The organism is Ensifer sp. ENS09 (genome assembly GCF_014852425.1).
Taxonomy (GTDB): Bacteria; Pseudomonadota; Alphaproteobacteria; order Rhizobiales; family Rhizobiaceae; genus Ensifer.
Genome location: NZ_JACVBP010000009.1, coordinates 135,501 through 148,837 on the forward strand (window position 1 = coordinate 135,501; position 13,337 = coordinate 148,837).

The window sequence follows — 13,337 nt, forward strand, 5'->3', positions numbered from 1 at the left end:
GTGAGGGTCTCTATTGATTTCGATGGAACAATTGTTGATTGCAGCCGGAAGCAGATTGCGTGTTTAGCGGCTGCTGCTGCTGAACTGCGTCTAGAGTTCGATTGGGACGCTGTGTGGACCGATAAACGGCTTGGAGCGTCCAATAGGCAAGTTCTTGCAAGCAGAGGGTTGGATTCGAACCTGATCGAGAAGATGTCTGTTTTTTGGGTGAAACACATCGAGACCCCTGAATTTAGCAAGTTCGACATTCTTTTGGACGGAGCGCTTTCGGCTTTGCGTTTTCTCGCTGGCAACTGTGAGCTCCACCTTCTTTCTGCTCGCCGTAGTGAGAAGGAACTGAATAATCGGATTGAGAAACTTGAGATTGCAGAATATTTCCAATCGATTACGGTTGTTTCGCCGGAGCAGGTTATGGAAGGTAAGCGGAGTGCGTTGGAGAATTTGAAGGCGGAATACTACATTGGCGATACGGAACACGACTATCGCGCGGCGATTGCCACTGGTACAAGGCCCGCTATTGTGTCGACCGGTCAGCGTTCTCCAGAGTTCCTGACTTTTCACAATGTGTCACCAATCTACAACAGCCTGGATGAGGCTGTGAGGAGCATCTTGCGTGCGTAACACCGTACATGATTGCCGTTTCATAGAACTACCTACTTTTCCAGATCACAGAGGAAAGTTAGCGTTTGTTCAGAATGATCGGGTGCATTTGGAGTTCGATTTTTGCCGGCTGTATTTCCTGTTCGATGTCCCGTTTGGTGGGCAGCGTGCCGGTCACGCACATCGTGCTCTATTCCAGCTCTTCTTTGCTTTCAGCGGAGCGTACGACCTTCACCTTGATGACGGTGCCAATATTCGCTCGGTTAGAATTGAGCAACCCAATCGTCCGTTTTTTGTTCGCCCAAATATCTGGCGAGTTGTTGATGGGTTCACGTCGGGTGCGGTTTGCGCGGTTTTGGCGAGTCAGCTGTATGACGAAGCGGATTACATCCGCGATTACGATCAGTTTTCAGAGTACGTGAGGACCCTATGAGCAATACAGTGAAATTTCTTGAACTGGGAAGGTTGAACGACCGATACTGGCCTGAGTTTATGGTGACCGCCGAGCGCACAATCAAGAGTGGGTCTTACATAGGTGGCGATGAGGTCACGGGGTTTGAAAGGGAATTCGCTGATTATTGCGGTTCGAAATACTGCGTAGGCGTGGGAAATGGATTAGACGCATTGGTTCTGGCGCTGCGTGCGCTTGGGGTAACGGCAGGAGACGAAGTCATTGTGCCAGGCCAGACTTTCATAGCTACCTGGCTTGCTGTAACTGCTGTCGGAGCTAAGATCGTCCCGGTCGATGTTGAGGAAGACTCTGCTAATGTAGATGCATCAAAAATAGAGGCAGCCATAACGCCCCGAACCAAAGCTATAATCCCAGTCCATCTCTATGGCGCGACAGCGGGAATGGCAGAGATCATGCGTATCGCGCGCCTGCGAGACATCTACGTGGTAGAAGATGCAGCGCAGGCACATGGGCACGTCAGGTTTGGAAAGCGCGCTGGAACGCACGGTCATGTGGGTTGTTTTAGTTTCTATCCCAGTAAAAACCTCGGCGCCTTGGGAGACGGAGGAGGGATAGTAACTGACGACGAAACGATCGCGAAGCGCGTTCGGTTGTTAGCCAACTACGGTTCGACCGAGAAGTATGTACATCAAGAGTGCGGTACAAACTCGCGTTTAGATCCAATCCAAGCGGCATTTTTGCGTCTCAAGCTGCAAAACCTTGATTGGATCGCGGAGAGAAGAAAGCAAATTGCAGATGTATATTCTGAGGCACTTCGACGCAATAGCTCGTCTGTTCGTCGGTTATTGGGAGAGAGTTACGATAGCGTTTGGCACAACTTCGTTGTCGTAGCTGATGACCGGGAACATTTGGTTGCACATCTGAGAAAGCATGGCATCGAAACTGCTTTGCACTACCCGCTTATCCCATCTCTTCAGGCTTGTTATCGTGACGAGTTCGCAACCGCGACATTGCCGATTTCCAAGAGCCTCAGTGAGCGGTCGCTGAGTCTGCCTATCGGTGAGTACCTGGAGCTTGAGGAAGTCACACGAGTTGCGGACGCGCTGCGCCAATATGAAGGTAAATGAACGCGAAAGACTTCAAAGACTATGTCACCTGGACTGGAACGTAAAAATCGTTGGAGGCGATTGGGTTGGGCTAATTCTCGGCCGCGGCTCGAGAGTCGCTCTGGCTTCATTGAAAAGTGTCCACAGCCCGGCGCCCTGAGGGGAACAAGTTCGGCTTCGGCGTTCGAAGTTGCGGGGCTGCTTGAACAGCGAAGCCGGTTGTCGATGCTATTGCTCCAGTATGAGGAGAGGCTAAAAGACGCGAACGAGGATCTGATTGTAGCTGGAAGTCGAAACTCGGAGGAGGCTGCAAGTCTCTTAAATTCGTTACACGACAAGGTGCTAGATCTTTCAGCTAAAGTTGCGTTTGATGAAAAGGCCCGACGAGCAGTTGCGCACATTATTTGGAACACAATTCAAAGGCAGAGGATGGCGCGAACTGCCGCAAAACTTCGAAAGAAACCCCTCTTCCACGAAGAATGGTACACCCGGTCGTACCTTGGTTCCCATAGACGCGACGCTGATGCGGCTATGGACTATGTCTCAAATGGTTTTTGGAGGGGCAATTTTCCAAATCCACTCTTCGACACTAGATACTACCTGCGGCAAAACGCTGACGTCTTGATGTCGGGAATTAACCCGCTGCTCCACTACACGGAACGTGGATGGCGGGAGGGTCGTGATCCGAATGAGTTCTTCTCGATTACTTGGTACCTTAGCCAGTATCCAGACGTTCGGGATCGGCACATAGACCCGCTTCAGCACTACATTGAGTTCGGCGCAGCCGAGCGGAGGGATCCCGGACCTGCTTTCTCTACGGCTCGCTATTTAGATTCTCATCCAGAGATCGAGAGTGCGGGGCTCAATCCTCTGGTGCATTTCCTCCATAGCGGGAGAATGAGTGCCTAATGGTGCTGCATAACTTGAGTGGCAGGTATCAGGTGCTCGATGTGGTCAGAGCGTGGCGTTCAGAGCAGAACGAGTATTGGTTGAACAGGGCTGAATAGGGTAGTCTTAAATGTCAAGTAAGCTGACTCTGATAAAACCGCGTAGGTATAGCGATGAACGAGGTTGGTTTGTTGAGACCTACAGTGAGGCTAAGTTCACGTCTGTTGGTATCGCTGAGAAATTCGTCCAAGATAACCATTCGCTGTCTAAACAACCATTTGTTGTTAGAGGATTACACTTCCAAGCGCCGCCCTTTGAACAGGGAAAACTCGTACGATGTGTGAAGGGCAGAATTCTCGATGTTGCAGTAGACATTCGTCGTGGCTCGCCGACATGGGGAAAATGGATATCGGTTGAGCTTTCAAGTGAAAACGGTTGGCAGCTCTTTGTGCCGGCAGGTTTTGCACATGGATTCATGACGTTGGAACCGCTTTGCGAGGTTGTCTATAAGGTTTCCAATCCCTATTCGAAAGAAAATGAAGGTGGCGTCAAATGGAACGATGTCGCAATCGGTATAGATTGGCCCGTCCAAAATTCAGAGCATGCGATCTTAAGCAAGAAGGATGAGGAGCTTCCCACTCTGGCAGGCTTGGATAGCCCATTTCAATATGACGGAGCACCGATGGAACTCCGCGAGTTAGAAGTCTAATTACAAGGAAGACTTATGCGAGTACTTGTTACAGGTGGTTGTGGGTTTATTGGATCCGCCTTGGTGCGGCACCTAATTGAGCGCACAAATAGCAGCGTACTCAATTTTGATAAGCTGACGTATGCGGCGAACTTAACTTCTGTGGCTCAAGTAAGCCAATCAGAGCGCTATCGCTTTGTACAAGGAGACGTAGCAAATAAAGAGGCAGTAGAAGCGGCTGTGCAGGAATTTAGGCCGAATGTGATTGCACATCTTGCTGCCGAATCCCACGTCGATCGGTCTATTGACGGCCCGAGGGAGTTTATCGACACGAATATTGTTGGTACCTTTACGCTGCTCGAAGTTGCACTCAAGTATTGGCGGCGGTTGTCGAGCGATGAAGCCAATGTATTTCGGTACCACCATATCTCAACTGATGAGGTTTTTGGGTCGTTGGGAGACGAAGGTCTATTCACCGAGGGAACGCCCTACGATCCCAGATCGCCCTATTCTGCCTCAAAAGCAGCTTCCGATCACCTAGTTTCGGCTTGGGGGCATACCTATGGTTTACCGGTTCTTTTAACCAACTGTTCAAACAACTATGGACCATATCATTTTCCCGAAAAGCTTATACCTCTGCTAATCGTTCGCGCATTGGCTGGTGAAAACTTGCCTGTGTACGGCGACGGGCTGAATGTACGCGATTGGTTATTTGTTGAGGATCATGTTCGCGCACTTCATGCGGTGTTCGAACGCGGTGTCCCCGGAAACCGCTATAACATCGGTGGAAATTCAGAAAGAACTAACATCGACGTTGTACGTGCTGTTTGCGCGATCCTTGATCGTGTGCAGCCCCGAAAAGATGGCAAACTCTACGAAGAGCAGATTACGTTCGTATCAGATCGGCCTGGCCATGATAGGCGCTATGCTATTGATGCTCAAAAGATCAAGCGCGAACTCGGGTGGGCGCCGGAGGAGTCTTTCGAGAGTGGCTTGGAGAAGACCGTGCTATGGTACATAGAAAATCGTGAGTGGTGGCAAAAGATCGTAGCTCGCGAGAATCCATCTTCGCGGCGCGGACTCACTGGGTAGTTTGAGATGCAGGTACTAGTGACTGGAGGCAGTGGGCAGGTTGGCGGAGAGATACTTCGTCGCGGTCTCGGTCCCAATGTGGAGGTGGTCGCGCCGAACAGGAATGAACTAAACCTCGCTGATTTTTGTGAGTTACGTCGATATGTGCTTCTGAACCGGTTTGCGGCTGTTGTTAACTGCGGTGCATATACCGCCGTTGACAAGGCTGAGAGTGATGTCAGTGATGCTTGGACTATCAACGCGCTAGCACCCGCTGTTTTGGCGTCTGCTGCGGCGGAGCGTGGAATACCAATTGTACAAATCTCAACCGATTATGTTTTTGATGGAACAAAGGTTGGAAGATATGTGGAAGACGATCCGACTCGGCCCGTGAATGTCTATGGCAATTCGAAGGCCGCGGGCGAAGCGGCAATTCGAGCTCTTGCGGTGCGTCATGTCATTCTCCGGACGGCATGGATATTCAGTTCTCACGGCAGCAACTTTTTGCGCTCAATGCTTCGGTTGTCTCAAACACAAGATCAGGTGCGAATAGTAAATGATCAGTTCGGATGCCCCACGTCGGCGACAGATATTGCCGGCGCCGTCGCGGCGATAGTGACTCGTTTTCTCGAGGATAGGGACGCGTGTCTCGGAACCTATCACTTCGCCTCCGCCGGTGAGGCGACTTGGTTCGATTTTGCGTCAGAAATATTCCGTCAGCGCAGCACGGCGGGAAGACGGGTCCCCCAGGTCATTCCGATTTCCACCATAGAATATCCTACCCCCGCGAGACGGCCACAAAACTCTCGCTTGTCGACGCAGAAGTTCGAAGCTGAATTCAGTTTCCAAGCCATGGATTGGAAAGATGCGATTGCAGGGGTTCTGCAAGAACTTGATGAAAAATAGAACTCCCTCGAACGGCCTATGCGAATGTAGATCGTGAAGCCGAATCTTTCCGAATAGAAATGCTGAGGAAATTGATGAAGATCCTGATCGTTGGCGGCTCGAACTCTTTGATAAGAGACGGATACGTCAAGTATTTCTCTGAAGAACTTCGACATAGATACGAAACAGTTGAATTCCGAAACGTCTCAATCGGGGGTACGGTCTCCCTTACGTCGCTAGTTTTGCTTGACCAACTAAATTTCCATCCCGATTTAGTTATTTTTGAGTATTCTTTGAATGACACGGGGCACCTTAATCACTTGGAGAAGGGATCCGAACTAAAAAAATACTTTTTAGGAATAATTTTTAATTTTCTGGCGAGGCGGTTTCCTGAAGCAAAAGTACTTCCGTTAATCCTCTCAGCGTCACCTTTCTATGACATGAAAGTCCGCAACACAATTTACCTTGCCGAACTTGATTTTTGGCGGCGAAAGGGGATTCAGCCAGTTGATATGCGAAGGCAACTTTTTGAGCTTTTCGGTACTCAAGCGCCTGAGTTCTTATACTCGGACACGTCACATTTTCATCGTGGTGCAGCGTGCGCGTTGATCGGGAAATTCCTTGCAGCAGCGGTCCCAGCCACGCTTGCTCTGCAAAGATCGTTGGGCCAACTTAACACTTCGCATTCTGAAAATCAGTTGGATATGGTCGATTATTATAGTGCTCGGGATCTGATGGAGGGCTCGGAGGGGAACACCTCGTTAGAGCCGATTTTCAACAGGCATTTAAATCTTGAATGCGTAAAGGTTATGCCGGGCGGTCGCGTTCGAATCCCTTCAGCGGGGAATGTGCTAATGGTGGCATTTGTTTCCGATGATAGCCATCAGTCATTCACGCTTGTATCGGGCAGTTCAAAAACATCGATTGCCGCTCGGCATGTCGATGTCAAAGCAGGAAAAATCGTTCTAACTTCCGTACCCCTTATCATTCGTTCATTCCAACTGGGCAATGAGTGTCACGAGTGGCTCGCGCTAGATGAAAGCAACGACCCTTGGGTGTTTGATTGCTTTCTACCGCCAGGAATGTCTCAAGCACAAACAAGTTTCAGTCTCGCAGGTCTCCTCATTCAGCGCTGAATATTCGTGATCGCGACGCGAGCCACCTCTCCTTTACTAATTTGGAACCGCGAGATACGTCATATTATATGAGTAATATAAGACACGTCTTTAACGACGTCGTAAGCGACGTGTCTTCGGCGAGGTATGGGATGCGTGTCGAAATTCTTGGGCAGGAACGGCGGCGTCGGTGGGGTGATGAACACAAGCTCGACATTGTCATGTCGGTTGGAGTTTCTGGCGCTACGGTGACGGAGGTGGCTCATCGGCACGATGTGACGCGGCAGCAAATTCACACTGAATTAGCCCCCGAAAGGCCCGGACATGCTCCCCCACTTAGTTAAGTGTGTAGGAGTAGTGTCGGCATTATGACCAACATCAAGCATAAGATAGAGGTCCTCTCTGGGCCTGAACGACGGCGGCGCTGGAGCACGGCGGAGAAGCTGGCCATCATCTGACCTGCCACTGAATCTTCATCCAGCTGCGACTAGAGCCTCCGCGGGGTTGAACCGCCCCAAGTTTCTGGACCAGCTGAGGGTAGAGTTTTCCGGCCTATCTCAGGGAAGCGGGCTGGCGACGCTTCCCGGATTCATCAGTGAGATCGGTACCTTGTTGCCGATCGCACCATGGGGCCGAAACTCGTTGTAGTCTCTGCGCCAATCCTCCATCTTTTCGCGGGCGTCCGCAAGGGTCAGGAACCAATGCTGGTTCAGGCACTCCGCTCGGAAGCGGCCGTTGAAGGCTTCGATAAAAGCATTGTCCGTGGGACCCGGCCGTGAGAAGTCCAGGATCACGCCCTTAGCATAGGCCCACAAGTCGAGATCGCGAGACACAAATTCTGTACCCTGATCGACACGGATCGTCTTCGGATAGCCAACCTGGCGGCACACCCGTTCCAGCGTTTGCACCACGTCTTCACCGCGATAGCTGTGACGCGGATCAAGCACTGGCACGTAGCGTGAGAAAGTGTCGACCACCGTGAGAACCCGCAGTTTCTTTCCGGTCGCGAGCTGATCATGCACGAAGTCCATCGCCCACACGTCGTTCGGACCGATCGCCATCTGCCGATCTTCCCGAAGCTTTGCCTTGACCCTGCGCTTCGGCGTCTTGTTGCGCAACTGCAGGCCCAAGTCTCTGTAAATGCGATAGGTTCGCTTGATGTTAGTGCACCAACCTTCACGTTCCAGCAGCACATGCACACGGCGGTAGCCGTAGCGCACGCGCGTTTCGCAAATCTCCCGAATACGACGTTCCAGGCCGGCCTGATCGGCACGGCGAGAGGTGTAGTGGTAGGTCGACCGATCGAAGTTCAACGCTCCACAGGCACGCCGGATCGAAATCATCCAATCCCGGCACATGCCCTTCACCACCTCACGCTTGCGAGCAGGCCTCAGAGCTTTCGGCGGATAACATCCTGCAACATCTCGCGATCCAGCGTCAGATCCGCGACGATCTTCTTCAGTCGCGCATTTTCGTCCTCGAGCTGCTTCAGCTTCCTCATCTCCGGCGGCAACAGACCGGCGTATTTTTTCTTCCAGTTGAAATAGGTCGCCTGGCTGATCCCTGCGTTCCCGCAGATCTCCGCGACTGTCACCCCTTCATCACCCTGCTTCAGAATGAACGCCTTCTGCGCGTCCGAAAATTGCGATGCCTTCATCGTCTTCCGTTCCCTCCCCAGCCAGGAAAAATCACCGGAAAACTCTAACCAACATCGGTCCAGTTTGAAGGGTTCAGATCACCTGGGCCTATGCGCAACGGACCAGCGCCTCACAATGAGCTCGCCCGCGACTCCCCGACGTGCTCACAGGACCTCCAGCGAGCAATCGACATCACCGTTGCAACCGCAAAATCAATGGGGCGGAGACGCCACATACGCTCCTCGTCCGTCAACAGACTAATGCCGTGGGCTGCTCGTCGCGCTCACTTACATTTGGCGGGAGGATCACCGGAGTTAGTTTAGCGAAAACTTGGTATTCGCAATTGATAAGATAGTGCATGACCAAGATTAAGAATGGAATTTGAATTCCAGTCACGGTACGACAGGGTAGAAGAGCCAGGGGAAATGCAGGTTGGTATGATTGACGTAAACGAGAAATTGTATTCGCAAGGCGAGTTAAAAAACTTGTGGATGCCCAAGTCGAAGCCCGATGATTTTTCTTATAATGATGGCGACGAAATCGAAAGTCGTATTCTGAATATCGTTTCGAATGCCGAAGATACCTCGATATTTTCCGAGGAGCTTGCAGCAGGCATAACAGATTGGCCAACCTTGTATCATTTTAGCGCTCGTCGAGCCAATTTGATTCGCCCTATCGTCGACTATATAAATGGAAATGTCTTGGAAGTGGGCGCGGGTTGCGGCGCCATTACGCGGTACCTTGCAGAATCTGGGAAGCAGGTTCTAGCGCTTGAGGGGAGTTCACGCCGTGCGCAAGTAACTGCGCACAGATGCGCCGATGCAGAAAACGTTACTGTAGTTTGCGACAACTTCGATAGCTTTGTGCCCGCTCAAGGACAACTATTCGATACAATCATAATTGTCGGGGTGCTTGAGTATGCCAGAAAGTTCTTCGCTGCGACTAAAGAACAAGACGGATGCCTTGAGTTTTTAGGAAAGGCTGGGCGCTTGCTGGCGCCGAACGGGCGGGTTATTCTGGCGATAGAAAACCAACTAGGTCTAAAATATTTCGCTGGATATCCAGAAGACCATGTTGGTGATACCTTTTATGGGATAGAGGATCGGTACCATGCCGGTGACGTTGTCACCTTTGGACGTAAGGAATTGCAGTGCCACTTAGCCACAATTGGGCTCAAATGTCACAAATGGTGGTTCCCATTTCCGGACTATAAGTTGCCGACAACTGTGATTTCGGAGAAGGCTCTCGAAGAAACGACGGGCTTCGATGCAGTCGCTCTTTGTTCCCAGTCTGCACTCGCCGACCCGCAGCGCCCAAGTCGCACCGCCTTCTCTCTACAACGTGCTTGGGGCCCGGTCTGCCGGAATGGCTTGCTGCCTGATTTAGCCAACTCCTTTCTAGTTGTTGCTTCAAAGGAAGAGCTCGAAGATACGAATACGCTAGCGATGCATTTCGGGACGGACCGACGCAAGGAGTTCGCAAAATCGGTACAATTTGATCTTGTTGATAGTGGCATACAAGTACGACGGAAGGCACTTGATGAAAAGAACTTCGAGACTTCTTATAAGGGAATTACTTTACTTCTTGAGGATGAGACCTATACGAGAGGTGAACTTTGGCATTCTCTGTTAGTGGACCTAGTTTCTAGACGGGGGTGGCACACAGGCAACCTTGTTCGCTGGGCCGAAATTTGGTGGGCTGCGGTGAATGAAAAAGCTGGGTTGCTAGGGGCTGAAACACCATTGAAGCCGCATTCGACGCTTCCAAGTGAAATGATTGATGCAATTCCTCGAAATTTGATACGGTCTCGTGATAAGTTCACGTTCGTGGACCAAGAGTGGAAACCGGAGTCCAATATTGAGGCTGGATACTTGCTCTTTCGAGGGCTACTTGATTGCTTGTTGATTTTGGAGAATTGCGCAGAACCCAGTCGGGATACAGCGCGAACCATCGATCACCTCATTTTGGATTTGATGTATGAGCTAGGATTCTGGGTCTCCAAGTCCGAGATCCTGCGCTATCATGATTTAGAGAGCCAATTTCAGGAGCGAGCTGCGCAAGGCAAATCCGGTGACGGAGTTTATGCGTTTGGTGCGAGACTGCTTCCAATTACTGGCGGGTTCGAGGAACTGGTGTCAGCCGCTACCAAGCTTCAGGCAGTTCGACGAGACAATGATATCGTTGCGGATGTGCTAGCGCAAAAGCAAGTCGAGCTTAGCGGAATGCACGAACAGGTGGTGCATCTGAGCGAAAAGCTGGGACATTGCCAGGGATCTTACTTAAAGGTTCTGACAGAACTGAAGCGCGTTATGGATCTATCCAGGGAGCTTGATATCAGTTCACCTTTGTACAATCAAATCCAAGGCGTTTTTCGAATGGTGTTCGCGGAAGAATGGTATCTCAGTGAGAACAATGACGTTCGGGAAGCGGGCGTCGACGCTTTCTGGCACTTCTTGAGATACGGCTTGGAGGAGGGAAGGCAGCCGAATCCGTACCTGAAGTAGCGTGCTGATGTCGTTGAAGTGTCTGCTGCTCAAACTCAGCCCGATGGCCTTTGCAAATTGGGCAAAGAGAGTTTTGAATCAATCGCTCCGGAGCGTGCTGAAGGGACATGAATATAGGGGATGGCTGCGGCTCTACGAGGCGCAGCAGATGGGGCGTATTTCTCTTTCTTTGCAAGTGGCGTCGCTTCCAACGATCTCTATACTTATGCCAGTGTACCGACCAAATATTGCTCATTTTATCCAAGCAGTAACGAGTGTTTTGCGTCAGACCTATCCATATTGGGAACTCTGTATCGTAGACGACGGTTCTTCTGACGCTCGCATTGGAAAAATACTGGACCAGTACGCTACTCTCGATTCGAGGATTAAGGTTCAGCGCCGGTCGGAAAACGGGCACATTTCAGTAGCGACCAATGACGCATTTCTGCTCTCTAGTGGAGATTGGGTAGGCACGTTAGATCACGATGATCAGCTCGCACCGCGTGCCTTGGAGGCTGTTGCTGCGGCGATTATTTCTCGACCGGATGCCCAAATCGTCTACAGCGACGAAGACAAAATCGACAACAAGGGCGCCAGGTATCAGCCTTATTTCAAGCCGCAATTTTCCCCTGAACTGTTGCAGTCACAGAACTATTTCAATCACCTCACCGTACATCGTGCAAGTAACATCCGTTCCGTTGGCGGCTGGCGACAGGGATTCGAGGGCGCGCAGGACTATGATCTCAACCTTCGGATCGTGGAGCAAATCAGGGGCGTGGGGATAATTCACATCCCTCTGGTTCTGTACCATTGGCGAGCGGTGAAAGGTTCGACTGCGTTTAGTACCGGTGCAAAAAGCTACGCGTTATCGGCGGGGCAAAAAGCTGTGCAGGAGCATCTAGACCGTCGCCACATTAAGGCAATTGTTCAGCCGATTCCGAAACAAATTGCCTATCGTACGCGGTATTTGTGTGCTGAACAGCCTCGAGTGTCGATTATCATTCCTACAAAAGATAAAGTTCATATTCTTCGAAATTGCATTGAGTCTATTAGAACGAAAACGAGCTATGAAAATTACGAAATTATTATTGCGGACAACAATTCTGAATTATCCGAGACGTTGAAATATTTCGATGAGCTTAAGGGAGTCGCGATTGTAAGGAAGTGCGATGTCGAGTTTAATTATTCTGCGATTAATAATATGTGCGTGGCCAATTGCGAGGGAGAGTTTGTTTGTCTCCTCAACAACGATATTGAGGTAAAGTCCCCGAACTGGCTGTCGGAGATGGTAGCGCTCGCGTGCCAAGATGGAGTGGGATGTGTAGGTGCAAAATTGCTCTACTCCGACGACTCGATACAACATGCAGGGGTAGTCACAGGAATTGGGGGAGTAGCCGGGCATGGGCATAAATACGTCTCGAACAAAAGATCAGGGTACTTCTGTAAACTTAAATTGGTCAGCAATGTTTCTGCGGTGACAGGAGCGTGCCTGGTTGTAAGAAAGAAGACGTACTTTGACGTGGGCGGATTGGATGAGGATAATCTTGCAGTTGCATTCAATGATGTTGATTTCTGTCTTCGCGTTTCTGAATTTGGATTGCGCAATGTATTAACGCCGTTTGCAGAGCTATATCACCTTGAAAGTTACTCAAGAGGCCTCGATAATACGCCTGAAAAATCAGTAAGGTTCCTTAAGGAAATTCGCTACATGCAAAGACGTTGGGGGGAGAGGTTGCTCAATGATCCATATTATTCTCCGAATTTGACTTTGGAGCGGGAGGATTATTCGTTGCGCTTCCCCCCCCAGCTTTAGCCATTTGTGTGTGTATGGGCGATGAGATCGCATACTTCCGATTCAGGGTGAGCGGCTTGTTGGACCGATCAACGATTTTAAAGGCGATCTCGATGGGTAATCCTCCCATTTTTAACGGGGTTCTGCAGTAGAATTCACGCGGCCATTTTCAGTTTCTGTGCGGGTGTGATGCCGCCGATAACCATTTGGGGCGTTCGTTGTTATAGGTCCACGGCCATTGCGTGGCGAATTCTTGTGCCTCCTCGATGCTTTCGATGATGTATTGATCTAGCCATTCGTGGCGAACGGTGCGGTTGTAGCGCTCGACATAGGCATTCTGCTGCGGCTTTCCGGGCTGGACATAACTCATATACGTTCTTGCAGCCACCGAAGGTAACGCATCGTCCAGCTCCTCTTGCCGGGATAGATACGGCCGTGCTTGAGCATGACGGCGTTGACCTGCTGGCGATGGGTGCGCAGCGTATCGACGGCACACGTGCGAGCGCGGACAAGGTCGCGTATGGCCTCATGACTGTGTTCCGGCGTGCAAATTTGACCCCCTTGGCGGGGTAATCGGCGTCCAATTTTGACCCCCCTCAGATTTCATCTGACCATCCGGCTTTTTGCGGCGGATGGAGCGGGAGTTGAAGCGAGTGGATA

The 13,337-nt window shown here is 50.8% G+C and carries 11 protein-coding genes and 2 pseudogenes; 10 read left to right on the plus strand and 3 right to left on the minus strand.

The genetic code is table 11. The features are described from left to right. The 8 genes from IB267_RS32090 (at position 1) to IB267_RS34060 (ending at position 7,109) form a co-directional block, all read left to right on the plus strand. Positions 1–621, plus strand: coding sequence for an HAD hydrolase-like protein (locus IB267_RS32090; protein WP_192451442.1), 621 nt, complete (start codon positions 1–3; stop codon positions 619–621). After that, complete coding sequence (locus IB267_RS32095) at positions 614–1,033, plus strand: FdtA/QdtA family cupin domain-containing protein (RefSeq protein ID WP_192451444.1); 420 nt, start codon at positions 614–616, stop codon at positions 1,031–1,033. Before IB267_RS32090 ends, IB267_RS32095 begins: the two co-directional genes overlap by 8 nt. Continuing rightward, positions 1,030–2,139 (plus strand): DegT/DnrJ/EryC1/StrS aminotransferase family protein, encoded by a 1,110-nt coding sequence (locus tag IB267_RS32100; RefSeq protein WP_192451446.1) that lies wholly within the window; start codon positions 1,030–1,032, stop codon positions 2,137–2,139. Before IB267_RS32095 ends, IB267_RS32100 begins: the two co-directional genes overlap by 4 nt. Before the next feature lie 997 nt (positions 2,140–3,136). Then, positions 3,137–3,715: a dTDP-4-dehydrorhamnose 3,5-epimerase gene (gene rfbC, locus IB267_RS32105; protein ID WP_192451448.1), complete on the plus strand. Its 579-nt coding sequence runs from the start codon at positions 3,137–3,139 to the stop codon at positions 3,713–3,715. A gap of 15 nt (positions 3,716–3,730) precedes the next feature. Next, positions 3,731–4,786, plus strand: coding sequence for a dTDP-glucose 4,6-dehydratase (gene rfbB / locus IB267_RS32110; protein ID WP_192451450.1), 1,056 nt, complete (start codon positions 3,731–3,733; stop codon positions 4,784–4,786). Between the two features lie 6 nt (positions 4,787–4,792). Next, a complete protein-coding gene (gene rfbD, locus IB267_RS32115) occupies positions 4,793–5,671 on the plus strand; it encodes a dTDP-4-dehydrorhamnose reductase (protein WP_192451452.1) in 879 nt (292 codons plus the stop codon). 74 nt (positions 5,672–5,745) lie between these two features. Further along, on the plus strand, positions 5,746–6,786 hold the full coding sequence (locus tag IB267_RS32120) for an SGNH/GDSL hydrolase family protein (protein WP_192451453.1): 1,041 nt from the start codon (positions 5,746–5,748) through the stop codon (positions 6,784–6,786). 131 nt (positions 6,787–6,917) lie between these two features. Beyond that, a complete protein-coding gene (locus IB267_RS34060; protein ID WP_371742682.1) occupies positions 6,918–7,109 on the plus strand; it encodes a transposase in 192 nt (63 codons plus the stop codon). A 213-nt stretch (positions 7,110–7,322) separates the two neighbouring features. Here IB267_RS34060 and IB267_RS32130 read toward each other — a convergent pair. Beyond that, positions 7,323–8,422 (minus strand): IS3 family transposase gene (locus IB267_RS32130; protein ID WP_192451454.1). Its coding sequence is split into 2 segments (ribosomal slippage): positions 7,323–8,161 and positions 8,161–8,422, totalling 1,101 coding nucleotides; the frame shifts between segments, so codons are not numbered across the junction. Positions 8,423–8,776: 354 nt separating this feature from the next. Between IB267_RS32130 and IB267_RS32135 the strand changes: the two genes are divergently transcribed. Together IB267_RS32135 and IB267_RS32140 are read left to right on the plus strand one after the other, a co-directional pair. After that, positions 8,777–10,906 carry a bifunctional 2-polyprenyl-6-hydroxyphenol methylase/3-demethylubiquinol 3-O-methyltransferase UbiG gene (locus IB267_RS32135; protein WP_192451455.1) on the plus strand — a complete coding sequence of 710 codons (2,130 nt, stop codon included), beginning with the start codon at positions 8,777–8,779 and terminating at the stop codon, positions 10,904–10,906. A 7-nt stretch (positions 10,907–10,913) separates the two neighbouring features. Continuing rightward, positions 10,914–12,698 (plus strand): glycosyltransferase, encoded by a 1,785-nt coding sequence (locus tag IB267_RS32140; RefSeq protein ID WP_246810925.1) that lies wholly within the window; start codon positions 10,914–10,916, stop codon positions 12,696–12,698. A 134-nt stretch (positions 12,699–12,832) separates the two neighbouring features. On the opposite strand, the pseudogene IB267_RS32145 reads toward IB267_RS32140, so the two are convergent. Both IB267_RS32145 and IB267_RS32150 read right to left on the minus strand, forming a co-directional pair. After that, positions 12,833–13,047, minus strand: a pseudogene (locus IB267_RS32145) (transposase); the annotation flags it as partial. 2 nt (positions 13,048–13,049) lie between these two features. Next, positions 13,050–13,214 (minus strand): annotated as a pseudogene (locus tag IB267_RS32150) (IS110 family transposase); the annotation flags it as partial. Between the last annotated feature and the right edge of the window lie 123 nt (positions 13,215–13,337).

Bases quoted from the DNA above. Each gene is read 5' to 3' on its own strand.
- IB267_RS32120 (WP_192451453.1), top strand. From the start codon at position 5,746: ATGAAGATCCTGATCGTTGGCGGCTCGAACTCTTTGATAAGAGACGGA.
- IB267_RS34060 (WP_371742682.1), top strand. From the start codon at position 6,918: ATGCGTGTCGAAATTCTTGGGCAGGAACGGCGGCGTCGGTGGGGTGAT.
- rfbD (WP_192451452.1), top strand. From the start codon at position 4,793: ATGCAGGTACTAGTGACTGGAGGCAGTGGGCAGGTTGGCGGAGAGATA.
- IB267_RS32100 (WP_192451446.1), top strand. From the start codon at position 1,030: ATGAGCAATACAGTGAAATTTCTTGAACTGGGAAGGTTGAACGACCGA.
- rfbB (WP_192451450.1), top strand. From the start codon at position 3,731: ATGCGAGTACTTGTTACAGGTGGTTGTGGGTTTATTGGATCCGCCTTG.
- IB267_RS32135 (WP_192451455.1), top strand. From the start codon at position 8,777: ATGGAATTTGAATTCCAGTCACGGTACGACAGGGTAGAAGAGCCAGGG.
- IB267_RS32140 (WP_246810925.1), top strand. From the start codon at position 10,914: ATGTCGTTGAAGTGTCTGCTGCTCAAACTCAGCCCGATGGCCTTTGCA.
- rfbC (WP_192451448.1), top strand. From the start codon at position 3,137: ATGTCAAGTAAGCTGACTCTGATAAAACCGCGTAGGTATAGCGATGAA.